The organism is Rhizobium sp. BK060 (genome assembly GCF_014193145.1).
GTDB lineage: Bacteria > Pseudomonadota > Alphaproteobacteria > Rhizobiales > Rhizobiaceae > Rhizobium.
On sequence record NZ_JACHYW010000002.1, the window covers coordinates 303,629 to 325,201 of the forward strand.

24 protein-coding genes are annotated in these 21,573 nt (G+C 60.0%); 17 read left to right on the forward strand and 7 right to left on the reverse strand.

Annotated features, from left to right (window positions below):
* The first annotated feature begins 262 nt into the window (after positions 1–262).
* The 9 genes from FHT71_RS03630 to FHT71_RS03670 all read left to right on the forward strand — a co-directional run bounded on the left by FHT71_RS03630 (position 263) and on the right by FHT71_RS03670 (position 8,308).
* The gene (locus FHT71_RS03630) at positions 263–1,237 is read left to right on the forward strand and encodes a magnesium transporter CorA family protein (RefSeq protein ID WP_132588426.1); all 975 of its coding nucleotides are present in this window, start codon (positions 263–265) and stop codon (positions 1,235–1,237) included.
* Between the two features lie 18 nt (positions 1,238–1,255).
* Positions 1,256–3,154 (forward strand): potassium transporter Kup, encoded by a 1,899-nt coding sequence (locus FHT71_RS03635; RefSeq protein ID WP_037083674.1) that lies wholly within the window; start codon positions 1,256–1,258, stop codon positions 3,152–3,154.
* A gap of 158 nt (positions 3,155–3,312) precedes the next feature.
* Positions 3,313–4,491 (forward strand): cell wall hydrolase, encoded by a 1,179-nt coding sequence (locus FHT71_RS03640; protein WP_132588427.1) that lies wholly within the window; start codon positions 3,313–3,315, stop codon positions 4,489–4,491.
* 282 nt (positions 4,492–4,773) lie between these two features.
* Positions 4,774–5,118, forward strand: coding sequence for a F0F1 ATP synthase assembly protein (locus FHT71_RS03645; protein ID WP_007799129.1), 345 nt, complete (start codon positions 4,774–4,776; stop codon positions 5,116–5,118).
* 74 nt (positions 5,119–5,192) lie between these two features.
* A complete protein-coding gene (locus FHT71_RS03650; protein ID WP_132588428.1) occupies positions 5,193–5,945 on the forward strand; it encodes a F0F1 ATP synthase subunit A in 753 nt (250 codons plus the stop codon).
* 72 nt (positions 5,946–6,017) lie between these two features.
* On the forward strand, positions 6,018–6,245 hold the full coding sequence (locus FHT71_RS03655; protein WP_003588243.1) for a F0F1 ATP synthase subunit C: 228 nt from the start codon (positions 6,018–6,020) through the stop codon (positions 6,243–6,245).
* A gap of 78 nt (positions 6,246–6,323) precedes the next feature.
* Positions 6,324–6,950 carry a F0F1 ATP synthase subunit B gene (locus FHT71_RS03660; RefSeq protein ID WP_007789158.1) on the forward strand — a complete coding sequence of 209 codons (627 nt, stop codon included), beginning with the start codon at positions 6,324–6,326 and terminating at the stop codon, positions 6,948–6,950.
* 3 nt (positions 6,951–6,953) lie between these two features.
* Positions 6,954–7,445 carry a F0F1 ATP synthase subunit B gene (locus FHT71_RS03665; RefSeq protein WP_007789157.1) on the forward strand — a complete coding sequence of 164 codons (492 nt, stop codon included), beginning with the start codon at positions 6,954–6,956 and terminating at the stop codon, positions 7,443–7,445.
* 173 nt (positions 7,446–7,618) lie between these two features.
* Positions 7,619–8,308 (forward strand): aminoglycoside phosphotransferase family protein, encoded by a 690-nt coding sequence (locus tag FHT71_RS03670; RefSeq protein WP_245505406.1) that lies wholly within the window; start codon positions 7,619–7,621, stop codon positions 8,306–8,308.
* A 2-nt stretch (positions 8,309–8,310) separates the two neighbouring features.
* Here the strand turns inward: FHT71_RS03670 and FHT71_RS03675 are convergent, their stop codons facing one another.
* Positions 8,311–8,982, reverse strand: a complete 672-nt coding sequence (locus FHT71_RS03675) for a ribonuclease HII (protein WP_132588430.1) — start codon at positions 8,980–8,982, stop codon at positions 8,311–8,313.
* Between the two features lie 110 nt (positions 8,983–9,092).
* A complete protein-coding gene (locus tag FHT71_RS03680) occupies positions 9,093–10,250 on the reverse strand; it encodes a PA0069 family radical SAM protein (protein ID WP_007789154.1) in 1,158 nt (385 codons plus the stop codon).
* Between the two features lie 137 nt (positions 10,251–10,387).
* Here FHT71_RS03680 and FHT71_RS03685 point away from each other — a divergent pair, with 137 nt between their 5' ends.
* Together FHT71_RS03685 and FHT71_RS03690 are read left to right on the forward strand one after the other, a co-directional pair.
* On the forward strand, positions 10,388–10,906 hold the full coding sequence (locus FHT71_RS03685; RefSeq protein WP_007789153.1) for a glycosyl transferase: 519 nt from the start codon (positions 10,388–10,390) through the stop codon (positions 10,904–10,906).
* Between the two features lie 188 nt (positions 10,907–11,094).
* Entirely contained in the window at positions 11,095–11,412 is a 318-nt protein-coding gene (locus FHT71_RS03690) for a hypothetical protein (RefSeq protein ID WP_007789152.1), read from the forward strand.
* Between the two features lie 36 nt (positions 11,413–11,448).
* Here the strand turns inward: FHT71_RS03690 and moaB are convergent, their stop codons facing one another.
* From moaB to FHT71_RS03710, 4 genes are all read right to left on the reverse strand, one after another.
* Positions 11,449–12,000, reverse strand: coding sequence for a molybdenum cofactor biosynthesis protein B (moaB, locus tag FHT71_RS03695; protein ID WP_007789150.1), 552 nt, complete (start codon positions 11,998–12,000; stop codon positions 11,449–11,451).
* Positions 11,984–12,892, reverse strand: a complete 909-nt coding sequence (locus FHT71_RS03700) for a 4-(cytidine 5'-diphospho)-2-C-methyl-D-erythritol kinase (protein WP_132588431.1) — start codon at positions 12,890–12,892, stop codon at positions 11,984–11,986. Before FHT71_RS03700 ends, moaB begins: the two co-directional genes overlap by 17 nt.
* 6 nt (positions 12,893–12,898) lie before the next feature.
* Positions 12,899–14,728 carry a tetratricopeptide repeat protein gene (locus FHT71_RS03705; RefSeq protein ID WP_007789144.1) on the reverse strand — a complete coding sequence of 610 codons (1,830 nt, stop codon included), beginning with the start codon at positions 14,726–14,728 and terminating at the stop codon, positions 12,899–12,901.
* A gap of 130 nt (positions 14,729–14,858) precedes the next feature.
* Complete coding sequence (locus FHT71_RS03710; protein WP_007789141.1) at positions 14,859–15,875, reverse strand: polyprenyl synthetase family protein; 1,017 nt, start codon at positions 15,873–15,875, stop codon at positions 14,859–14,861.
* 108 nt (positions 15,876–15,983) lie between these two features.
* On the opposite strand from FHT71_RS03710, the gene FHT71_RS03715 reads away from it, so the two are divergent.
* Both FHT71_RS03715 and FHT71_RS03720 read left to right on the forward strand, forming a co-directional pair.
* Positions 15,984–16,211, forward strand: a complete 228-nt coding sequence (locus FHT71_RS03715; RefSeq protein ID WP_007789138.1) for a DUF2007 domain-containing protein — start codon at positions 15,984–15,986, stop codon at positions 16,209–16,211.
* A 7-nt stretch (positions 16,212–16,218) separates the two neighbouring features.
* On the forward strand, positions 16,219–16,995 hold the full coding sequence (locus FHT71_RS03720; protein ID WP_183718918.1) for a methyltransferase: 777 nt from the start codon (positions 16,219–16,221) through the stop codon (positions 16,993–16,995).
* Here FHT71_RS03720 and FHT71_RS03725 read toward each other — a convergent pair.
* A complete protein-coding gene (locus tag FHT71_RS03725) occupies positions 16,992–18,332 on the reverse strand; it encodes an Nramp family divalent metal transporter (protein ID WP_007789134.1) in 1,341 nt (446 codons plus the stop codon). The two genes, FHT71_RS03720 and FHT71_RS03725, sit on opposite strands and share 4 nt — an antisense overlap.
* A gap of 170 nt (positions 18,333–18,502) precedes the next feature.
* Between FHT71_RS03725 and FHT71_RS03730 the strand changes: the two genes are divergently transcribed.
* From FHT71_RS03730 to FHT71_RS03745, 4 genes are all read left to right on the forward strand, one after another.
* Positions 18,503–19,363 (forward strand): S49 family peptidase, encoded by an 861-nt coding sequence (locus FHT71_RS03730; protein ID WP_132588432.1) that lies wholly within the window; start codon positions 18,503–18,505, stop codon positions 19,361–19,363.
* Positions 19,364–19,383: 20 nt separating this feature from the next.
* A complete protein-coding gene (locus FHT71_RS03735) occupies positions 19,384–19,578 on the forward strand; it encodes a membrane protein (RefSeq protein WP_007789132.1) in 195 nt (64 codons plus the stop codon).
* Positions 19,579–19,655: 77 nt separating this feature from the next.
* Entirely contained in the window at positions 19,656–20,615 is a 960-nt protein-coding gene (locus FHT71_RS03740; protein WP_007789131.1) for a glycine--tRNA ligase subunit alpha, read from the forward strand.
* Positions 20,616–20,950: 335 nt separating this feature from the next.
* Positions 20,951–21,502 carry a LemA family protein gene (locus FHT71_RS03745; protein WP_007789130.1) on the forward strand — a complete coding sequence of 184 codons (552 nt, stop codon included), beginning with the start codon at positions 20,951–20,953 and terminating at the stop codon, positions 21,500–21,502.
* Positions 21,503–21,573 lie beyond the last annotated feature (71 nt).

Sequence of the window (21,573 nt, forward strand, 5' to 3'; positions counted from 1 at the left end):
CGATGATGGCCGCCCCGATGGGGACCGGTCACCTGCATGTTCGGAGTTATCTTGGCCGAAGGATTGGTGACTGCGATGCGGTTGAGCATATTGCATATCCGGAGTGCCGGATGTGCCAGGAGTCGTATGAACTTTCGTCAATCGCTTTCGTTAAGGTCGGGAACTTGCATCCCGCGCGCTCTCGCAATCGGCGCGCCGTGGAAGGGCCTTCGATGAACAGGGCGATGCGCGCGACATGCCCGGATTGCCGGAGGTCCAACCGGTGATCACTGCATACTGTTCCAATTGCAAGTCGATTGAAATCGGCGATCTGTCGCAAGGTTCGTTGCGTGACGATGTCATGTGGATCGACATGATCGAGCCTTCGCGCGAGGAGGAACTTTTCGTCGAAAGAACCCTTGGTATTGAGGTCCCGACGCGAGACGATCTCAAGGACATCGAGCCGTCGGCCCGCCTCTACACGGAAAACGATGCAGTGTTCATGACCGCGTCTCTCGTCTGGAAGGTTGAAACGGACGCGCCGACGCTGACCGACGTTGCGTTCATCCTGTCTGGCAAGCGGTTGATCACGATTCGCTACGCGCAACCAAAGTCCTTTTCGCTATTCATTGCCGCTCTTCACCGCGTGCCGCAGCAGTGGCGGAGTGGTGCCGCGCTGCTGGCAAAACTCTTTGAAACCGTGATCGATCGGACTGCCGAGATCCTGGAGTTGTCGGTCGCGCGTATCGACATCCTGTCGACGCATGTGTTTGGCGACCGCGCCAGAAAAGTTCGCAAGCCGTCGAATTATCTGGAAGAAAAGCTTAGGGACATTGCCGGCCATCATCGCCTCGTTAGCAAGATCCGTGACAGCCTCGCGTCGCTTTCGCGACTGATGACGTTTTTCTACAATGTCCCGGCCGTTCAGCAGGATCGCGACACCAAGGAACTCTGCAAGACGGTCTCGCGCGACATCCAGTCGCTCAATGAACACGCGTCCTTCATCGCCGGCAATATCACCTTCCTGCTCGACGCCTCGCTCGGCCTGATCAACATCGAGCAGAACTCGATCATCAAGATATTTTCGATCGCATCCGTGGTGTTCTTGCCGCCGACGCTGGTCGCCTCCATTTACGGTATGAATTTCGAATTCATGCCGGAACTGCACTTTGCCCACGGATATCCGTATTCGATTGGGCTCATGGTGTTGTCCGCCATCATTCCCTTCTTCTTTTTCCGATGGAAAGGCTGGCTCTGAAGAGCCTGTTTTCATTTCATGCACGAAGGCAGCCATTCACACGAACGAAAAATGAAGCCGCGCAAGCTGTTCTATCTTGCGCTGGGCTCCGTCGGCGTCGTCTATGGCGATATCGGTACCAGCCCGCTGTACGCGTTCCGCGAAGCATTGAAGCCCGTCGCGATCGACGGCCTCACGCGTTTCGAGGTGATCAGCCTTATTTCGCTGATGATCTGGGCTCTGACCATTATCGTCACCATCAAGTACGTGCTCTTCCTGCTGCGCGCTGACAACGAAGGCGAAGGCGGTACGCTCTCCCTGCTGGCGTTGCTGATGAAGACCGCCAACGGGCATACAGCGCTGCTGATGCTGCTTGGCCTTGTCGGTGCAGCATTGTTCCTCGGCGATGCAATGATCACGCCGGCGCTGTCGGTTTTGTCGGCCGTCGAAGGTCTGAAGCTCGTGGCGCCAAGCATGACGAGCTACATCGTGCCGATCTCGGTCTTCATTCTGGCGCTGCTGTTTGCCGTCCAGTCTCGTGGGACCGGCGCCGTCGCGCGGTTTTTCGGGCCGATCACGGCGCTCTGGTTCATCGTGATGGCCGCCGCCGGCATTTCGCACATTTCCGATGACTTCGGCATTCTTGCTGCCTTCAATCCCTACTATGCGATCAGCTTCCTGCTGCATGAGGGATTTTACGGCGTCGTGGTGCTTGGTGCAGTCTTCCTGACAGTGACAGGCGCGGAAGCGCTTTATGCCGATCTTGGGCACTTCGGTCGTCGTCCGATTCAGTGGGCGTGGTTCGCGCTGGTTTTCCCGGCATTGACGCTGAACTATTTGGGGCAGGGCGCTCTCGTGCTCGGCAATCCGATGGCGATGTCTGATCCTTTCTACCTGATGTATCCGCAATGGGCACTGCTGCCGGTCGTCATCCTCGCGACCGCTGCGACGATCATTGCCAGCCAGGCAGTCATCACCGGTGCCTTCTCGCTCGTCCGCCAGGGCATCAACCTCGGCTTCCTGCCGCGCATGGAAATCCTCTTCACGTCGGAGACGAATACGGGACAGATCTTCGTACCGTCCGTCAACGCTGTGCTCTTCTTCGGCGTCATTTTCCTCGTCATCAGCTTCAAGACGTCGGATGCGCTGGCAACGGCCTACGGCATCTCGGTCACCGGCGCGATGGTCGTCACTTCGATCATGGCCTTCGAGTTCGTGCGCGTTCGCTGGAACTGGTCTATCCTGGTGGCAACGCTCGCGTTGGCGCCGCTCGTCGGTCTTGAACTCATCTTCCTTGGCGCGAACCTGCTGAAGATCCACGACGGTGGCTACATTCCGATCATGATTGCCACGGTGTTCACCGTCATCATGTGGACCTGGCGACGCGGCTCGGCTCTACTAATGGAGAAGACGCGCCATACCGATATCCCGATGGCATCTTTCGTCAGCTCGATCGAACGCAAGAGCGACCATTCCCCCGCCCAGGTGCCCGGCACCGCGATCTTCCTGACCAGCGATCCGGAATCGGCGCCCGCCGCGCTGCTGCACAATCTGAAGCACAACCACGTTTTGCATGACAAGAACGTGATTCTGACGATCCGTACGATCAACAAGCCGCGTGTTTCGAGCGCCGATCGCTATAAGGTCGAGCAGATTTCTGAGCGCTTCTCGCGCGTCGAACTGCTGTTCGGCTTCATGGAATCGCAGAACGTCTCTCAAGCCTTGGCGACGCTGCGCAAGTCGGGCCTGAAGTTCGACATCATGTCGACCTCCTTCTACCTCGGCCGCCGCAAGCTGGTTCCCGATGCGAAGTCCGGCATGCCCTATTGGCAGGATCGCCTTTACATCGCGCTCGCCAATGCCGCAGCAAATCCGTCGGACTACTTCCGCCTGCCGGCAAACCGCGTGGTGGAACTCGGCTCGCACGTCATTATCTAGCCGAACAAGCGCCATTTAAAAGCCCGGCAATCTGCCGGGCTTTTATTTTTCCTGCCGCTAATGCTTTCGTCTCCGGAAGGTGTCCGCATTAACCAAGCATCAAGGTTAATGAGACATTTTCAACGGCATGTTCATGCGTCTCATGCCGGAGTCTCGCGTTGCGTCGAAATAGCCGTTCCCGTGGCAAGCTGCGCTTCTTGCTTCAAAACTGGAGTTCACCCGCGCTCTTCGGCGTTTGCGGGTGGCTGATGTCACCGACGATGGCGTCCCATGCTGACCTTGCTGCTCTGCTTGCCGGCCTCGACCAGGGGCGGGAGAACTGGCGCATGGTTTTGACCAATTCGCCGGCAGGGTCGATCCATCAGGTGGAACTGACCTTTGCTGATCCTGTCGCGACAGGCACGATCGCCGCCGGCGCAGGCATGGTTCTGCCCGACGGCCGCAAGGTCGCCTTCATGGCGAAGGACAAGGGACATGAGGCGACGCCGGACGAAGACCGCGTCAATCGTCCATCTAAGAAGGGCCGCGTCGTTGCCGTCGAAAAGGTGCAGCCGCCAAAGGATTTCTCCGCCGGGTCTGTCCTCCACAGAACGCGCTTGCTCTTTCAGCCCACCTTTGACCTGAAGGATAAGTCGGCTTTCGTGAAGCCGAAGATCAAGGGCAAGGAAATCCAGATCGCGACCAACTTCTATAAAAAGGAACCGCCCCAGCCGGATCGCGGCGTCTCGCCCATGCTGGCTGGCGTCGTGACCAACGCAAAGGCCGACGTGCTGGCGACGGCCTATGCACCGGCCGCGCCTGATTATTCCCGTCAATCACCGTTCGATTCGATTCTGACCGACAAGGCCGACGACGGCCGCTTCGTGCCGCAAATTGGTCCGCGTGACCACGCCTGGGCTGCAAGCATCTTGGCGCCGTCGGTATTCTCGGCCGCCGAGCAGCAGTGCCTGGCATCCGGCATCTATTTCGAAGCGCGTGGCGAAACGGTGAAGGGGCAGGCCGCCGTTGCCCAAGTCATTCTCAATCGCGTCCGCAATCCGGCTTACCCGAAGACGATCTGCGGCGTCGTCTACCAGAACGAGGACTGGCGCAACCGATGCCAGTTCTCCTTTGCCTGCGATAACGTCAAGGATCGGGTGAACTCGCAGTATCACTGGAGAATCGCCCGCGAAGTTGCGATGGCGGTTACCGCCGGCAAGATCTGGCTCCCGCAGGTTGGCTCCGCCACGCATTATCATGCTGTCTACGTTCGTCCGAAATGGGCGAAGACCATGGAGAAGGTCGGCCGCATCGGCCTGCACGTCTTCTATCGCACCTACGGCGGCGGCTGGAGCTAACGGAAAAGCGGATCCTGGCGCGATTTCGCGTCTCATCGCCACACACAAAAGCGGATTCGTTCGGTCGATTTTGGCCTTGTGCGCCAAGATCGGTCTAAGCGTATGTTTTCTATTGCCTATTTTATGGCTGGACATCGGCCGCTCACGCCTTGACTATGCTTTTTGCTAAAACTATGTTGCGCGCGACTTCAGAACGGGCCGAAAGGTTCTCAAACCTTGGGGTCGTTGTCCGGAAAACCGGGGTAGCGGGATCGCGGACAGCGGCTGGAGGAGGAGAACGCGATGGCGGATGACCGCGAGGAAAGTCTTGAGAAGCGTCGTGCGCAACTGGAAGCGAAGCTCGCAACCAAGCGCGTAGAGGCGGGGAAGGAAGAGGCTATCGAAGCCAGCGCCGAAGCGAGCCGCAAAGGCTATGCCGAGGCGATGAAGCTTTCGAGCGAGTTCATCTCCGCAATCGTCGTCGGCGCCGTTCTTGGCTATCTCCTTGACCGTTTTGTCGGCACGGCGCCTTGGGGATTGATTGTTCTTCTTCTTCTTGGATTTTGTGCCGGCGTGTTGAACGTTCTGCGCGCTGCGGGGAAGGTTGCAAAGCCTGATCCCGCCGAGCGCCAGAATGGTGGAAAATAGGGCAGAGCGCTCCAGCGTTCGATCCAGTGCAATAATCCCGTCTCGCGCGGGCTAAAAGATAGAGAGAACAAGCGGTGTCTAACGATCCGACCCATCAGTTCCTGATCCAGAAGATTGTGCCGATCGAAGTCGGCGGAATTGATTTCTCGTTTACGAATGCATCGCTCTTCATGGCGGCTTCCGCCGCCGTTGCCGCTGGGTTCCTCTATTTCTCGACGTCGAATCGGGCGATCGTGCCGGGCCGCTCCCAGTCGGTTGCGGAGATGTCCTACGAGTTTATTGCCAACATGCTGAAGGAAGGCGCCGGATCCAAGGGGATGAAGTTCTTCCCGTTGGTCTTCTCGCTCTTCATGTTCGTGTTGACGGCAAACCTGCTCGGAATGTTCCCGTACTTCTTTACGGTTACCAGCCAGATCATCGTCACCTTCGCGCTGGCATTGCTCGTTATCGGTACGGTTCTCGTCTACGGCTTCTACAAGCATGGCTTCCATTTCCTGAATGTCTTTGTCCCGTCGGGGGTTCCTGGCATTCTTCTGCCGCTCGTTGTGTCGATCGAAATCATTTCCTTCCTGTCCCGCCCGATTTCGCTCTCCGTTCGTCTTTTCGCCAACATGCTGGCTGGTCACATCACCCTGAAAGTGTTCGCAGGCTTCGTCGCCTCGCTCGGAGCACTGGGTGCGGTCGGCATCGGTGGCGCCGTTCTTCCTCTGATCATGACGGTCGCCCTGACCGGTCTCGAGTTCCTCGTCGCCTTCCTCCAGGCTTACGTCTTTGCGGTGCTGACTTGCATGTACCTCAACGACGCGATCCATCCGGGTGGCCACTAAGGGATACCGACATTGACGTCCCTCGGGCGTCAGTCAATTCGCCGCAACACAACCATTTCAAAGGAGTTCAACATGGAAGCGGAAGCAGCAAAGTTCATCGGTGCAGGTCTGGCTTGCTTTGGTATGGCCGGTACGGCTCTCGGCCTCGGCAACATCTTCGGCAGCTACCTGTCCGGCGCTCTGCGCAACCCGTCTGCTGCTGACAGCCAGTTCGGCCGTCTGGTTTTCGGCTTCGCCGTTACGGAAGCTCTGGGCATCTTCTCGCTGCTCGTCGCTCTCCTCCTGCTCTTCGCCGTTTAATACAGGCGCATTGAAGGATCACGGCCTGCAGTCCGCATGCCGTGATCCTTTGCATTTGCAGTACACCTGGAGGTGAGCATGTTTTTTGTGACCCCGGCTTACGCCGAAGAGGCCCCGGCGGGAACCGCAGAAACTGGTGCAGACACGCATGCCGCCCCGGCAGCAGGCGATGTCCACACCGAGACCGGCGTACCAGCCGAGCATCATGGTGGCGGCGTATTCCCGCCTTTCGATTCGACGACTTACGCCTCGCAGCTGCTTTGGCTGGCGATTACGTTCGTCGTCTTTTACGTGCTCATGCAAAAGGTCATCACGCCGCGCATCGGCGGTATCCTCGAGCAGCGCCACAATCGCATCTCGCAGGACCTCGATGAGGCAAGCCGCCTGAAGGCGGAAGCCGACGCCGACGTTGCCGCTTATGAAGCCGAATTGGCTGCTGCTCGCGCCAAGTCGAACTCGATCGGCACTGCCGCTCGCGACGCTGCCAAGCTGAAGGCGGAAGCCGACCGCAAGGCCGTTGAAGCAGGCCTGGCCGAAAAGCTCAAGGCTGCGGAAGGCCGCATCGCAGACATCAAGGCGAAGGCATTCGCTGACGTCGGTACCATCGCGGAAGAAACCGCAACGGCTGTGGTGGAACAGCTGATCGGCACCTCGGCAAAGGCAGATGTTGCCGCTGCGGTCGCTGACATAAAAAAGGGGGCTTGATCGATGGAATTTGCACTCGACGCAACATTCTTCGCATTCGTTGGCCTTGTTCTATTCCTGGCGCTGGTTGTTTACCTCAAGGTTCCCGGCATGATGGCAAAGTCGCTTGACGACCGTGCAGATCAGATCCGCAACGAGCTCTCGGAAGCTAAGCGTCTGCGCGAAGAGGCCCAGCATCTGCTGGCTGAGTATCAGCGCAAGCGTAAGGAAGCCGAAGCCGAAGCTGCACACATCGTTGCTGCAGCCGAGCGCGAAGCCGAAATGCTGACCGCCGAAGCCAAGAAGAAGACGGAAGAATTCGTCGCGAACCGCACCGCGGTTTCCGAACAGAAGATCAAGCAGGCAGAGGCCGATGCGATGAAGGCGGTTCGTTCCGCTGCCGTCGATCTGGCGATCGCTGCGGCCGAAAACGTCCTGGCGAAGAAGGCGGACACGAAGGTTCAGTCCGAGCTCTTCAGCGACGCTGTCAGCCACGTCAAGAGCCGCCTCAACTGAGGTGAGCAACAGCTTCTGAAAAGAAGGCCCCGCATTGCGGGGCTTTTCTGTTTGTGCGCACATGTGCGTCTCCGGAGCACATCGGGGATTGAATGTTGGGAGAAGGCAGTGGTGACCGGCCGTTCCGCCGTGGCGACCTGGTGTGGCGTTGCGCCCGCCCGTGGAGCGGGAGCGTGCAGGCGCTTCTGGCGCATCTGCAGGCGCACGGTTTCGATACTGCACCGAGGCCGGCCGGTCTCGACGCGGATTGGGAGCGTGTCACCTTTCTCCCGGGAAAGATTGCGGACATTGAGCGGGATGCCGAGATGCAATCCGCTCCAGCACTTCTATCGGCGGCAGGCTGGCTGCGCCGCTACCACGACTGTACCGCGCCGATCGCCGCCAACTGGGCGAAGCGAACATGGCAACTGCCGCCACGCGAGCCACTGGATGTGATCTGCCATGGCGATTTCGCGCCTTACAACATCGTCCTGAGAGACGGCAAACTCGCGGGAGTGATCGACTTCGAGACTGCGCATCCGGGTTCCCGGATATGGGATTTGGCCTATGCGATCTATCGCTGGGCGCCGCTCTCTTCGGCAATCGTCGCACATGAACTCTCCCGTATAGAGAGGCAGATCGAAAGGGCGCGTGTCTTCCTGGAAGAATATGGGCTGAACAGCGAGCTTCGCGCTACGGCAGTCGACGGCATCATCACGCGGCTCGAAGCCCTCGTTTCCTTCATGGAGACCGAAGCTTCAAAGGGATCGGCGAAGTATCAGCGCAACATCGAGGAAGGGCATGACCGGCTCTACCGGCAGGACATCGCCTATATCCAACGCCACAGGGAGCAGATCGTAGCGGGCGTCTCGAGTCTGACCTGACGTCATTCGCCGTCGACAAACGCGCCTTTTTTCAGCGGACTGAACGTCATCCTATGCAGCGAGCAGGGGCCGTGTTTTTCGATGCCGGCCCGGTGCTGCGCGGTGCCATAGCCTGCATGCGCGGCAAAGCCGTAAGCCGGGAACGTGCTGTCGGCGCGTGCCATCATTCGGTCCCGCGTCACCTTGGCAACGATCGAGGCGGCAGCGATGGACACGGAGCGTGCGTCACCCTTGACGACCGCCTGCCCGGGGCAGGCAAGACCGGGTGGAACGTCGAGCCCGTCGGTCAGGACATAGCTTGCAGGAATCGACAGGCCACAGATGGCGCGGCGCATGGCATCGAGGCTCGCCTTGCGGATATCCGTCTCGTCGATGCGCGTCGAGCTTGAGGAGGCAATAGACACCGTCGCCGTTGCGAGGATCTGCACGAAGAGCTCCTCGCGCTTCTGTGCTGAAAGCTGCTTCGAATCGTTCAGCCCATCAGGAATGCGTTTGGGATCGAGAATGACAGCGGCCGCCACGACGGGGCCGGCGAGAGGTCCGCGCCCCGCCTCATCGGCGCCGGCGACCGGCCAGTGGCCGGCCTTGCGCGCCTTCAGTTCCAGCCGGAAATCCGGCACGAGAGGGACATCTTCGAAAAGCATGGGAGAATCGGGTGACGTGCGACGTTTCATGCGGCTGAACCTCGCACGCCAACCCGATTTCCTGCAAGTCCCCGGATCAGGGCGGCGGGCCGGGGACTTGAGCGCGGAAGGGCAGGGCGACCATCCGCGAAACTCAAACATCAAAGCAGCGAGAGTTGAACGCCGCTGCCATCGGGCGGAACGAACAGGTCGTCCCGCAGTGGCATGCTGCGTCGGGTCATACCGAGCCGTTTCGTCGCCATTTCAAAGCGGCGCGCAATCTGCCAGGCATAGGGTCCAGCACCTTTCATTCGCTTGCCGAACTCGGCGTCGTAATCCTTGCCGCCGCGCATCGAGCGAACCAGCGACATGACGTGGCGGTAGCGGTCAGGATAATTTTGCAGCAGCCAGTCGCGAAACAGCGGTGACACTTCGAGCGGCAGGCGCAGGATCACATAACCCGCTTCCGCAGCGCCAGCGGCGTGAGCCGAGTCCAGAATGCGCTCCAGTTCATGATCGTTGAGCGCCGGAATCATCGGGGCAGCCATCACCGATGTCTGGATACCTGCCTCGGAGAGCGCGCGGATGGCCTCCAGCCGACGCGTCGGCGTCGAGGCGCGCGGCTCCATGGTTCGCGCCAGCTTTCGGTCGAGCGTCGTCACCGACAGCGAAACACGGACAAGGTTCCTCTCCGCCATCGCCGAGAGAATGTCGATGTCGCGCATGATCATTGCCGACTTGGTTACGATCGAAACCGGATGGTTCGCCTTCTCAAGCACCTCGAGGATCTGCCGCATGATGCGCCATTCCTTCTCGATTGGCTGGTAGGGATCGGTGTTGGTGCCGATCGCGATCACGCGCGGCTTATAGCCGGGCTTCGCCAATTCGCGCTCCAGAAGCTTCGCCGCATCCGGTTTGGCAAAGAGCTTTGCTTCGAAGTCGAGGCCGGCCGAAAGCCCCATATAGGCATGCGTCGGCCGCGCGAAGCAGTAGATGCAGCCATGCTCACAGCCACGATAGGGATTGATCGAGCGGTCGAAGGGAATGTCCGGCGATTCATTGCGGGTGATGGCCGTACGGGGCTTTTCGATCTGAACCTCGGTCTTGAACGGAGGTAGGTCCTCAAGGTTCTGCCAGCCGTCGTCGAAAGTCTCACGGCGCAACGGCTCGAAGCGCCCGCTCGGATTGAGTCCGGCTGCGCGTCCCCGGCGGCGGTCGACATCGATCCGCAGGCCGGCAGATACGATCATCGCATCGGCAATATCTGCCGTATTGGCAGGCGCGAATGCGGCCTGCCCTGCAAGGGGCTGCTCGTTCATCGGATTCTCCGCTGGCGGAAGCGTTGCTTCCATCCGTTTTGATGATTAAATTCCTATCGGCAAAATGAGAACAATGCAAGAACAAAATGAGGAAAGTGCCGCTGGCAAATTTTTGTGCGGCGCTCTATGAATAGGCAATGTTGACTGTTGTACTCGAATGCCGGGATCAGGAACCTGAACTGGCGCAGACGTTATCGGTGTTGGTTGCAGGCGCGGTGGAGGGGCTCGTCAGCGATGTCGTAGTGCTTGACCACGACTCAAGGGATGGGACCTCAAGGGTGGCCGATGCCGCCGGCTGCCGGTTTCATTCGCAATGGGATATCAAGGATATAGTGCGCTCGGCGCGGGGCGAGTGGCTGCTTTTCGTCGAGCCGGGAGCGCGGCCACAGACGGGCTGGATCGACGAGATTGCCGAGTACATGGCGCTAAACAAGTTGCCGGCGCGCTTCACTGCCTCGCGGGGATATCGACGGCCCTTCCTGCAGCGCATCGGCCGTGCCTCGTCGCCGCTCGAGCTTGGACTTCTCCTTCCCAAGAAGCAGGCGATGGCCACGGCAAGAAGCGGTATGCGCCTTTCCGAATTCGCGAAAGGGCAGAAGCTGCGCAAGCTTTCCAGCGAACTGATTCCATCATGGGTCGCGCGCGCCGCCCGATAGCAAACGCGTGCTGGTCCTTCGACCTCTCCGCAAAAGATGGCGCCCGATACAATTTTGCGCTATAATTCCTGCATGGCGCCGCCCGAGCGCCTCGCTTCGTGACGGTCGACCATGGAATGCCGTTAGACGGCAGAACAGGTCAGCGGAAGTCTCCTCTTCTGCCGGTTTCCGGCAAAAGGAGGTGCGTCATGAAACGCAATATGATCCGCGGCCTGTTGTCGGCCGTCATATTGGCGACATCGATGATCGCGCATCCGCATTCGGCAGCATCGCAGATGATGCGCAGTTGCGCAGGCCGATCCGAGGTCGTTAATTTCCTCGACAAGAACTTTGCCGAAAAACTGACGGCAGTCGGATTGGTCAACCAGAACGCCATGCTTGAGGTCTATGCCGCGCAGAGCGGCACGTGGACGCTGCTCATCACGGATGTTCGCGGCGTAAGCTGCATCCTGCTGTCGGGTGATAGCTGGGAGACGATGCCTACTCTTCCGGGCATTGGGACATAGCGCTGCAGGTTTGCATTTTTCTGCCGAAGCAGTCCGTTACTTGCCCCCGCCGCGCTTCAGATGCTCATCGAGGCGCGGCATGATCTCCACGAAATTACAGGGCAAGTGGCGGTAGTCGAGCTGGGCTTTCAGGATGCCGTCCCAGGCATCCTTGCAGGCGCCGGGCGAGCCGGGCAGCGCGAAGATAAAGGTCGCGTTGGCAACTCCCGCCGTGGCGCGTGATTGAATCGTCGACGTGCCGATCTTGTCGTAGGAGATACGGTGGAACACCTCCGAAAAGCCATCCATCTTCTTCTCGAAAAGCGGTTCCAGCGCATCCGGCGTAACGTCGCGGCCGGTAAAGCCTGTTCCGCCGGTGGTGATCACGACGTCGATATCGTCGCGCTCGGTCCAGGCCTTCACACGCGAAGCGATTGCCTGTCGGTCGTCGGGGACGATCGCGCGGTCGACCAACCGGTGACCCGCCTCCGTGATCCTGGAAACCAACGTATCGCCGGAACGGTCATCGGCGAGCGTCCGTGTGTCCGAGACCGTCAGCACGGCAATGCCGACAGGGATGAAGGAACGCGTTTCATCCAGTCTTGGCATCATGCCCTCCAGCGATCGTTTCCGTTGCTTCGAAATACCAGTCCGGTCGCTCGCTGTGAAGCGCTGCGACCGCGTCCTCAGCCGCTGCAAGCGTATCGAAGATGCCGTAGCAGGTCGCGCCCGAACCAGACATGCGAACAAGGGAAGCGCCTTGCTTCTTGAGCATCGCCGAGATCTCGGTAATTTCGGGCAGCAGGTCCCGAGCGACCGGCTCAAGGTCATTGCGCATCGAGCCTATCGTCTCGACCCAGGTGGAACGGGGTGTCATGTCGAGTGCCGGATTGGTCTTGATCGCCAGCTTCCGGAAAACCTCGGGCGTCGATACGCCTTTCAACGGGTTTGCCAGTATCATGGCAAAGGCCGGCATGTTGTCGACAGGCGTGATCTCTTCGCCAATGCCGCGCGCGATCAGTGGTCTGCTCGCCAGGCACATGGGCACGTCGGCACCGAGCCGGACGGCGATCGCCTCGATGGTCGCATTCGAAAACGAGACGTTCCAGAGCCGCATCAGACCGCGAAGCGTCGCTGCCGCATCGGCCGATCCGCCGCCGATTCCGGATGCAATCGGCAGGTTCTTCTGGAGATGGATGCGAACCGCGGGAGCAAAGCCACCCTCGCAAGTGATCGTGTCGCGCAGAATGTCCCGCGCCTTCAGGACAAGATTGTCGTCGCGGTCGTCGACGAGCGCCTCGGCGAAGTGCCCTGAGATCGCGAACTCGTCGTCCTCCGCCGGCCTAAATTCCAAGCGGTCGCCAAGCCGGGTGAAGGTCACCAGCATATCGAGCAGATGGTAGCCGTCGGACCTCTGGCCCGTCACATGCAGGGCCAGATTGATTTTTGCCGGAGCGTCCTCGATGACAGCTACGTCATCGCGCAACCTCGTCGCAGGCATCGCCTATCAGGACTTCTTGTCCGTGGGCTTCGGTTCGACCGGGGCCGGATCCGGCTGCTTCTTGTCGGCGGCCTTGGAGTTGTCCGTATCCTGCGGCAAGCCGTTGGCGATCTTTTCCTTGATCTTCGGGATCTCGGAAGCCTCAGGCTCAGAGCCGAGAGCGCGGTTCCACTGGTAGACAGCTTCGAGCTTGCGGCCGACACGCCAGTAGGCATCGCCCAGATGGTCGTTGATCGTCGCATCGCCGGCCTTGATCTGCGCTGCCTTCTCCAGCTCCTCCACCGCATCGTCGAAGCGGTTCAGCCGGAAATAGGCCCAACCCAGAGAGTCGATGATATAGCCGTCATCCGGACGCAGATCGACCGCCTTCTTGATCATCCCCAGCCCCTCATCGAGGTTCCGGTTCATGTCGATCCAGGAGTAGCCGAGGTAGTTCAGAACCTGTGGCTGGTCGGGGTTGAGTTCCAGCGCCTTGCGGAAATTCGGCTCGGCCTGGTCCCATTTCTTCAGGCGCTCATAGGCAATGCCACGCTGGAAGAAGACCGTCCATGCGCCCTTGCCCGGCAGCGGGCCGAGGACTTCGACGGCCTTGTCGTAGTTGTCGGCCATGGCGGCGTAATCCTTCGCATCCGACAGCACACTGCCGTAGGCGAGGTAGCTGCGAACGTCTTTTGGATCAGAGGCGATCAGGCTTTGAAGGTGCTTGCGCGCTTCTTCCACCTTGCCGCCCTGCGCAAGGGCAAGACCGAGCTGCAGCTCGGAGATGCGGCGCATCGGCGAGGTCTCCGGCACCTGCTTGTAGAGCGCAATCGCGCGGTCCATCTGCTCCTGCTTCTCGGCAATGCCGCCGAGCATGACGAGTGTATCGGCGCTATCCGGATCCAGCGTCTTGGCTGTCTGCAGGTAGAGCGAGACAATATCCTCGGCGCCATCGCGGTTCAGCGCGCCCCCGATGGAGAACAGCACGCCCGCAGCGCCCTGTTTGGCGGTCTGAATCTGCTGCTCCTGCTTCTCGCCCTTTTCGATGCTCTGGCGCAATGCGTTCAGCGGCGCGTAGTTCGGCAGCAGGTTGTCGCCGACGGAAATCGCGTCGAGTGCCTTTTGCTTGTTGCCCTGCGAGGCTTCCAGTCGAGCGAGAGCCATGACGGCGCGCATGAAGGTATCGGGAGCCGTCGCGCCGCCGTCCCTGTCGAGCACGGCGTCGTTGAGGTTCTGGCGAGCCGCCCTTACGTCGCCGTTCACAATCGCGATCGCGCCGGCATTGTAGGATTTGAAGATGCCGACCCAATCCGGCCCCTTCATCTTCTGAACCATGGCGAGCGCATCCTTGCCACGGCCGGCGCCGACACGAGCCCAGGCAGCGAGCAGATCGTTCATCATCCGGTCGAGATCGTTCGGGCCGGTATATTTCAGAAGTGATTCAGCTGTCTTGTACTCGCCGCGGCGAATGGCATCCATGCTGCGCACGATGGTCGTGATGCGCTCGACCGTCGGGTCGCCTTTCAGGTCGTTGGCATATTTCACGCCATCCTTGATGTCGCCGTTCAGAAGTAGCGAGATCATCAGTCGCTGGCGAATCTCCGGATTTCCCGGCTCGATTTGCAACGCCTTCTTGTAGAGCTCAATCGCCGTCTCGTAATCGTGATCGACATCGGCCGTCCGGGCAGCCAAAAATGCGCCGGAGAAGCTCGTGACGCTATCCGGATCGAAGATCACCGTGGCGGCATCGTCCTTCTTGGCCGTCTCTTCGGCATTCACGCCGCCGAGCGCTGCCAGCGATAGGACCGCTGCCATGGCTGCGCTCGAAAGAAGACGGAAGGCAAGTTTTTGCCGCATTAGAAAACCTCTCTTGTCGGGCAGCCGGCCTCGTCCGACTGCAAAATCAGTTGAAATGACTGACTCACAACAGGATGGCTTTTTTGAAGCGGCCCTGCAATAAATTCAGCCCGCGATCAGTGACCGTCGATTAATTGACGCGCTCAATGCAGAAGTCGATGACTTCCATCAGGGCCGACTTCCATGCCGTCTCGGGAAGCGGCGCGAGCGCATCGCGTGCAATCGTGCCGTAGTGAACCGCCCGGGCAATGGTGTCGTTCAGCGTGCCGTACTTGGCAATCAGGCCAAGCGCCCTTTCGAGGTTCTGGTCGCTGCTCTCGCCGCCTTCAATGGCCTGTCGCCAGAAAGCGCGCTCTTCCTCGGTGCCGCGGCGATAGGCGAGGATCACCGGGAGCGTGATCTTGCCCTCGCGGAAGTCGTCGCCGACATTCTTGCCGAGATCGGCTGCCTTGCCACCGTAGTCCAGCGCGTCGTCGACGAGCTGGAAGGCTAGGCCGAGATTCATGCCGTAGGACTTCAGCGCGTTGCGGCCGGATTTGCCGGCATCGGCGACGATCGGGCCGACTTCCGCGGCGGCGGCAAATAACGCCGCGGTCTTCGCGCGGATGACTGCGAGGTAGTCGTCCTCGGTCGTTTCCATGTTCTTAGCGACGGAGAGCTGCAGCACTTCTCCTTCGGCGATCACGCAAGCCGCCGAGGAGAGCACATCGAGCGCATCGAGCGAGCCGACATCGACCATCATGCGGAACGCCTGGCCGAGCAGGAAGTCGCCGACGAGCACGCTCGCCTGGTTGCCCCAGATCATCCGGGCGGTGGACTTTCCGCGGCGAAGGTCGCTCTCGTCAACCACATCGTCATGCAGCAGCGTCGCGGTGTGCATGAACTCGACTGATGTCGCAAGCTTGATGTGGTTCTCGCCCTTGTAGCCGAACAGCGCGGCCGACGCCAAAGTCAGCATCGGACGGAGACGCTTGCCGCCGGACGAGATGAGATGGTTGGCCACCTCCGGGATCATCTGGACATCGGAACCGGCCTTGGAGAGGATAAGCTGGTTCACCCGTTGCATGTCCGCCTTAGTCAAATCGACCAGCGGCTTGACGGATGCCAGTTTGTTTTTGCTTTCTTCAAGCGGTATGACCACGCCCAACGACCCGGACTCCTGTTAAATTATTGAGTTGGACAATAGAAAGGGGCGATTGGCGCGGCAAGGGGTGAATTGTCGCGTCGCGCAAATTTGAAAGGGATTTTCCGGCAAATGCATGAACTTATTCGCGCCAATGATCCCGTGTTGCTCTCCTACGCGGAGAGCCTGCTGAAGGATGCGGGGATCCACTGCTTCATCGCCGATCAAGGCATGAGCGTTCTGGAAGGGTCGCTGGACATGTTGCAGCGCCGGCTGCTTGTCGATGACGAGGAGGCAGATCGGGCACGGCGGATCCTCGCGGATGCCGGGCTCGGCGACGAACTGCGCGCTCCCAAGTGAGCCTGAGATGACGGGAGATGTTGCCGAGACGATCGACGCTTTTCATCGGGGGCTGTTCCATGTGGTACAGCCGAAGGGCAGGGGGCATCGCTCCGGCATGGATGCAATGCTGCTAGCTGCGCTTGTGGCCGACGACCGTCCGATCAAGGTCGCGGATCTCGGTGCCGGCGCAGGTGCCGCCGGCTTGGCCGTCGCGTCGCGGCTGCCGGCCGCCGAAGTCGTGCTCTTCGAGCGCTCCGCCGAGATGGCCGACTATGCGCGCCGCAGCGTCCTCCTGCCTGAAAATGCCTATCTGGCGGGCCGCGTTTCCGTCGTCGAGGCGGATGTGACGCTAAGGGCGAAGGCGCGCAACGAAGCCGGTCTCCCCGACGAGAGCTTTCATCACGTCATCATGAACCCGCCGTTCAACGATGCGGGCGATCGCCGCACACCCGATGCCTTGAAGGCGGAGGCACACGCGATGACGGAAGGAACGTTCGAAAGCTGGGTGCGGACGGCCGGGGCGATCATGATCCCCGGCGGGCAATTGTCCCTGATCGCGCGGCCGGAATCGATTGCGGAAATCATCGATGCCTGCGGACGCCGTTTCGGCGGCATCGAAGTCACCGCGATCCATCCGCGCGAGGGCGAGAACGCCGTGCGTATCCTCGTCACGGCCATAAAAGGGTCGCGCGCGCGGTTTTCGCTGCGCGCGCCACTCATCATGCACGAGGAGGGGACGCATAAATTCTCCCCCTTCGTTGACGATCTCAACAATGGCCGGGCGGCCTATGCCAGGCGCTAGCCGGTGACAAAGTCGAACAGCAGCTTGACATTGAGACCGGCAATCAGGACTGCAATCACATAGGCGATTGCGCTTAGCCAGCGCGGGGCGACCAGCGCGCCCATCTTCGCCTTGCTCGCCGTAAACATCACGAGCGGGAAGACGGCGAAGGAAAGCTGCAGGCTGAGCACGACCTGGGTCAGGATCAGCAGTTCCGCCGTACCCTTGTCGCCATACCAGATCGTGACGAAGGCGGCCGGAACAATGGCGATCGCACGTGTGATCAGGCGACGAACCCACGGTTGAAGCCGGATCTTCAGGAAGCCTTCCATGACGATCTGGCCGGCAAGCGTTGCCGTAACCGTCGAGTTCAGGCCGCAGCACAGGAGTGCGATGCCGAAGAGTGTTGGAGCGATTGCCAGGCCAAGCAACGGTGCGAGCAACGAAGATGCCTCGCCCAATTCCACGACGTCCGTCTTGCCGTTCGCATGGAAGGCAGCCGCCGCAAGGATCAGGATCGATGCATTGATCAGGAGCGCAAAGCAGAGCGCTATGGTCGAGTCGATCGTCGCGTAGGTCAGCGCTTGGCGCTTTTCCGGCACCGTGTGGCCGTAAGCGCGGGTCTGGACGATGCCCGAGTGCAGGTAGAGATTGTGCGGCATCACGGTGGCGCCGAGAATGCCGAGCGCGAGATAGAGCATCTCAGGGTTGGAAACGATCTCGGTCGTCGGGAAGAAGCCCCGGATCACCGCACCCCATTCCGGGTCGGCAAGGAAGATCTGCACGCCAAAGCACACGGCGATGATGGCGAGCAGGGCGATCACGAAAGCTTCCACCCAGCGGAAGCCGATCTTCTGCAGATAGAGGATGAGGAACACGTCGAGCGACGTGATAAGCACGCCGAGCTCAAGCGGGATGCCGAAGAGCAGATTGAGGCCGATCGCCGTGCCGATCACTTCGGCGATGTCGGTCGCGATGATGGCGATTTCGGCAAACGCCCACAGCGGAATGGAGACGTACTTCGGGTAGGCGTCACGGCAGGCCTGTGCAAGGTCGCGGCCGGACGCGATGGCGAGGCGCGCGCAGAGCGACTGCAAGACGATCGCCATCAGGTTGGACAGGAGGGCGACGGTCAGCAGCGCATAGCCGAACTTCGAACCGCCGGCGAGCGAAGTCGCCCAGTTGCCGGGATCCATATAGCCGACGGCCACCATGTAGCCGGGCCCGAGGAACGCGGCAATGCGCCGCCAGCGCGTCCCATGTTTCTGCGTCTGGATTGAGCGGTAGACATCGGAAAGCGATGCCTCTTCGCGCTCGTGTCGCCAGCCGGCCTTTGTGTTCGTATTTACGATGTCCATGCAATTTCGCCCTTTTTACCAGTAGGAGCAGTATGTCTGATTGGAATGATAATGCAAGTCATTCGCAATAAGATTTGTGAATGGGAGATGTTTTCTGCAGCGACCATTGCGTTTGTCGCTCCGTTGCATACATGGAAGACGTTTGCTGATGTCGCCGCAAAGGATGGAAAATGGCCGGATTTTTGAAGAGGTTGCTGCCGAAGCGTTTCCGCAAGGAAGGTGTGGTGATCCCCGTGGTTCGACTTCACGGCCCGATCATGAGCGGCGGAAGCCAGTTCCGGCCCACTCTCAATCTCGCCGCTGCGGCGCAGGTCCTGGAGAAGGCCTTTACCTTCAAGGATGCGCCGGCGGTTGCGATCTCGCTCAATTCGCCGGGTGGCTCCCCGGTGCAATCGCGGCTCGTCTTTACCCGCATCCGCGAACTCGCACGTGAAAAGCAGAAGAAGGTTCTTGTCTTCATAGAAGATGTTGCGGCATCCGGTGGCTACATGATCGCGCTTGCTGGCGACGAAATCATTGCCGACCCCACTTCCATCGTCGGCTCGATCGGCGTCGTCTCCGGTGGCTTCGGTTTCCCGGAGCTGCTGAAGAAGATCGGGGTGGAACGCCGCGTCTATACTGCGGGGGAAAACAAGGTGATCCTTGATCCATTCCAGCCCGAGAAGGAAAAGGATATCGAATACCTGAAGACCCTGCAGCTGGAGATCCATCAGGTCTTCATCTCCATGGTTCGCGAACGACGTGCCGGCAAACTGAAGAACGACGATGTGGTGTTCTCCGGGCTCTTCTGGACGGGCACGCGCGGCCTCGAACTCGGCCTGATCGACGGCCTCGGCGACATGCGCCAGGAATTGAAGCGCCGCTATGGGGCCAAAACCAAACTCGAGCTGGTGATGCCTGCGCGCGGTCTTTTCGGAAGGCGCATTCCCGGTATATCGTCAGCCAACTTGGAAGGTGCCGGATCCGGTCTCGCGATCGGACTTGTCGAGGCCGCCGAGGAGAAGGCATTGTGGAGTCGATACGGGCTGTGAGGGATTAAAAGGCTGGCATCATGCCGCAACTGATAATCATTGTCGTGCTGGTGGTTGGCGCCTGGCTTCTCTACCGTCGCTTCATTGCTGATGCAAAGCGGCTCGCCGAGCGATCCCGCCGTGCCGAGAAGGAGCGCCAGACGGGTGCCATCGGCACACTTGTCAAGGATCCGGTTACGGGCGAATACCATCTGAAAAAGGACGAGGACGAGTAGAGCCGCAAAAGCCTTGACCCATCTGGCGCGTCGTGGCACCTGTCCGCGCACTTTTGTACGAATTCGGAAGCCGTTCCATGTCTGCAGCAATCCCCGACCACATGAACCCGAAGCGCTCGTTCCAGGCGCTGATCCTCACGCTTCACAATTATTGGGCGGACAAGGGTTGTGCGGTGCTGCAGCCCTACGACATGGAAGTTGGCGCCGGTACGTTCCACCCGGCAACGACGCTACGTGCGCTCGGCCCCAAGCCATGGAAAGCTGCCTACGTGCAACCGTCGCGTCGCCCGTCGGACGGCCGCTATGGCGAGAACCCGAACCGCCTGCAGCACTATTACCAGTATCAGGTCCTCCTGAAGCCGAACCCGCCGAACCTGCAGGAGCTCTATCTCGGCTCGCTCGCGGCGATCGGCCTCGATCCGCTGCTGCATGACATCCGTTTCGTCGAGGATGACTGGGAAAGCCCGACGCTCGGCGCCTGGGGTCTTGGCTGGGAGTGCTGGTGCGACGGCATGGAAGTGTCGCAGTTCACTTATTTCCAGCAGGTCTGCGGCATCGAATGCTCGCCTGTCTCGGGCGAGTTGACCTACGGCCTTGAGCGCCTTGCGATGTACGTCCAGGGCGTCGACAATGTCTACGACCTGAACTTCAACGGTCGCGAGGGCGACGAGAAGATCAGTTACGGCGACGTCTTCCTACAGGCGGAGCAGGAATATTCCCGCCACAATTTCGAGTACGCCAACACGGAAATGCTGCACCGGCACTTCATCGACGCCGAGAAGGAATGCCAGGCGCTCCTCGCGGCCGGCGCGCCGGGCGACAGCGATAACCAGAAGCTGCACAAGTGCGTCTTCCCGGCCTACGACCAGTGCATCAAGGCAAGCCATGTCTTCAATCTGTTGGATGCCCGCGGTGTGATCTCGGTTACCGAGCGTCAGAGCTACATTCTGCGCGTACGGACGCTCGCCAAGGCCTGCGGCGAGGCCTTCCTAATGACGGATGCAGGTGGGGTGAATCTGGCGAAAACTGCCGCTTGAAGGGCGGCAGTCAGTGGCGATCGTCGCTTCTGGCCTCGACACGGCGCTCCACCGGGCGCGCCATTTTCTGGACAAAGAAGTACGAAGCGATGGCCAGCATGTTGAGGAGGAAAAGTACTGCGCCATGGTCTGAATGATCCTCGTCGCAAGTTTCTCGGGCACGTTTGTTTCAACCGTGCAAGATGAAAATTGGGACGTCGGCCGGCGCGACGGTATCGTGATTTTTCGCTACCCTTGTCTTTGATTGTCCCGAAGAGACCGGAAATGCGGGATGACAATCTGCGGTAACGCGCATAGTCTCCCGGCATACTTTCGGTCGTTGCGGGGGATTCGTGATGTATATTATTCTTGGCCTTGTCGTTCTGGCCGCGCTTTATGCCGTCTTCATTTACAACGGCCTCGTTCGCGCACGGCAGATGTCTGAGGAAGCCTGGTCCGGCATTGATGTGCAGCTGAAGCGCCGCGCCGACCTGATCCCCAATCTCATCGAGACGGTCAAGGGCTATGCCGCGCACGAGAAGACGACGCTCGAAGAGGTCGTTGCCCTCCGCAACAAGGCCCAATCAGTTCCAGCAGGCGATGTCGCCGGTCGCGCCCAGGCGGAAGGCCTGCTTGGCCAGGCGCTCGGCCGTGTGTTGGCTCTCGCCGAAGCCTATCCCGACCTGAAGGCGAACGAGAATTTCCGCGAGCTGCAGACCTCGCTCGAGACGATGGAAAGCGAAATCCAGATGGCCCGCCGCTACTACAATGGCGCGGCTCGTGATCTGAACGTCAAGGTCGAGAGCTTCCCGTCCAATCTGGTCGCCGGCCAGTTCGGTTTCCAGAAGCGCGAGTATTTCGAGATCACCAACGAAGCGGATCGCGCCGTTCCGACGGTAAAGTTCTGACATCCGCCATTTGCCTTTACGTAAAAGCTGCTATGAGCAGGGCATGATCGTGGCTGGAAACGGCCTTCGCG

Coding starts and splice junctions, on each gene's coding strand:
- FHT71_RS03635 (WP_037083674.1), top strand. CDS start 1,256: ATGCACGAAGGCAGCCATTCACACGAACGAAAAATGAAGCCGCGCAAG.
- FHT71_RS03645 (WP_007799129.1), top strand. CDS start 4,774: ATGGCGGATGACCGCGAGGAAAGTCTTGAGAAGCGTCGTGCGCAACTG.
- FHT71_RS03655 (WP_003588243.1), top strand. CDS start 6,018: ATGGAAGCGGAAGCAGCAAAGTTCATCGGTGCAGGTCTGGCTTGCTTT.
- FHT71_RS03660 (WP_007789158.1), top strand. CDS start 6,324: ATGTTTTTTGTGACCCCGGCTTACGCCGAAGAGGCCCCGGCGGGAACC.
- FHT71_RS03665 (WP_007789157.1), top strand. CDS start 6,954: ATGGAATTTGCACTCGACGCAACATTCTTCGCATTCGTTGGCCTTGTT.
- FHT71_RS03675 (WP_132588430.1), bottom strand. CDS start 8,982: ATGAAACGTCGCACGTCACCCGATTCTCCCATGCTTTTCGAAGATGTC.
- FHT71_RS03680 (WP_007789154.1), bottom strand. CDS start 10,250: ATGAACGAGCAGCCCCTTGCAGGGCAGGCCGCATTCGCGCCTGCCAAT.
- FHT71_RS03685 (WP_007789153.1), top strand. CDS start 10,388: ATGTTGACTGTTGTACTCGAATGCCGGGATCAGGAACCTGAACTGGCG.
- FHT71_RS03690 (WP_007789152.1), top strand. CDS start 11,095: ATGAAACGCAATATGATCCGCGGCCTGTTGTCGGCCGTCATATTGGCG.
- moaB (WP_007789150.1), bottom strand. CDS start 12,000: ATGCCAAGACTGGATGAAACGCGTTCCTTCATCCCTGTCGGCATTGCC.
- FHT71_RS03700 (WP_132588431.1), bottom strand. CDS start 12,892: ATGCCTGCGACGAGGTTGCGCGATGACGTAGCTGTCATCGAGGACGCT.
- FHT71_RS03705 (WP_007789144.1), bottom strand. CDS start 14,728: ATGCGGCAAAAACTTGCCTTCCGTCTTCTTTCGAGCGCAGCCATGGCA.
- FHT71_RS03715 (WP_007789138.1), top strand. CDS start 15,984: ATGCATGAACTTATTCGCGCCAATGATCCCGTGTTGCTCTCCTACGCG.
- FHT71_RS03720 (WP_183718918.1), top strand. CDS start 16,219: ATGACGGGAGATGTTGCCGAGACGATCGACGCTTTTCATCGGGGGCTG.
- FHT71_RS03725 (WP_007789134.1), bottom strand. CDS start 18,332: ATGGACATCGTAAATACGAACACAAAGGCCGGCTGGCGACACGAGCGC.
- FHT71_RS03730 (WP_132588432.1), top strand. CDS start 18,503: ATGGCCGGATTTTTGAAGAGGTTGCTGCCGAAGCGTTTCCGCAAGGAA.
- FHT71_RS03735 (WP_007789132.1), top strand. CDS start 19,384: ATGCCGCAACTGATAATCATTGTCGTGCTGGTGGTTGGCGCCTGGCTT.
- FHT71_RS03740 (WP_007789131.1), top strand. CDS start 19,656: ATGTCTGCAGCAATCCCCGACCACATGAACCCGAAGCGCTCGTTCCAG.
- FHT71_RS03745 (WP_007789130.1), top strand. CDS start 20,951: ATGTATATTATTCTTGGCCTTGTCGTTCTGGCCGCGCTTTATGCCGTC.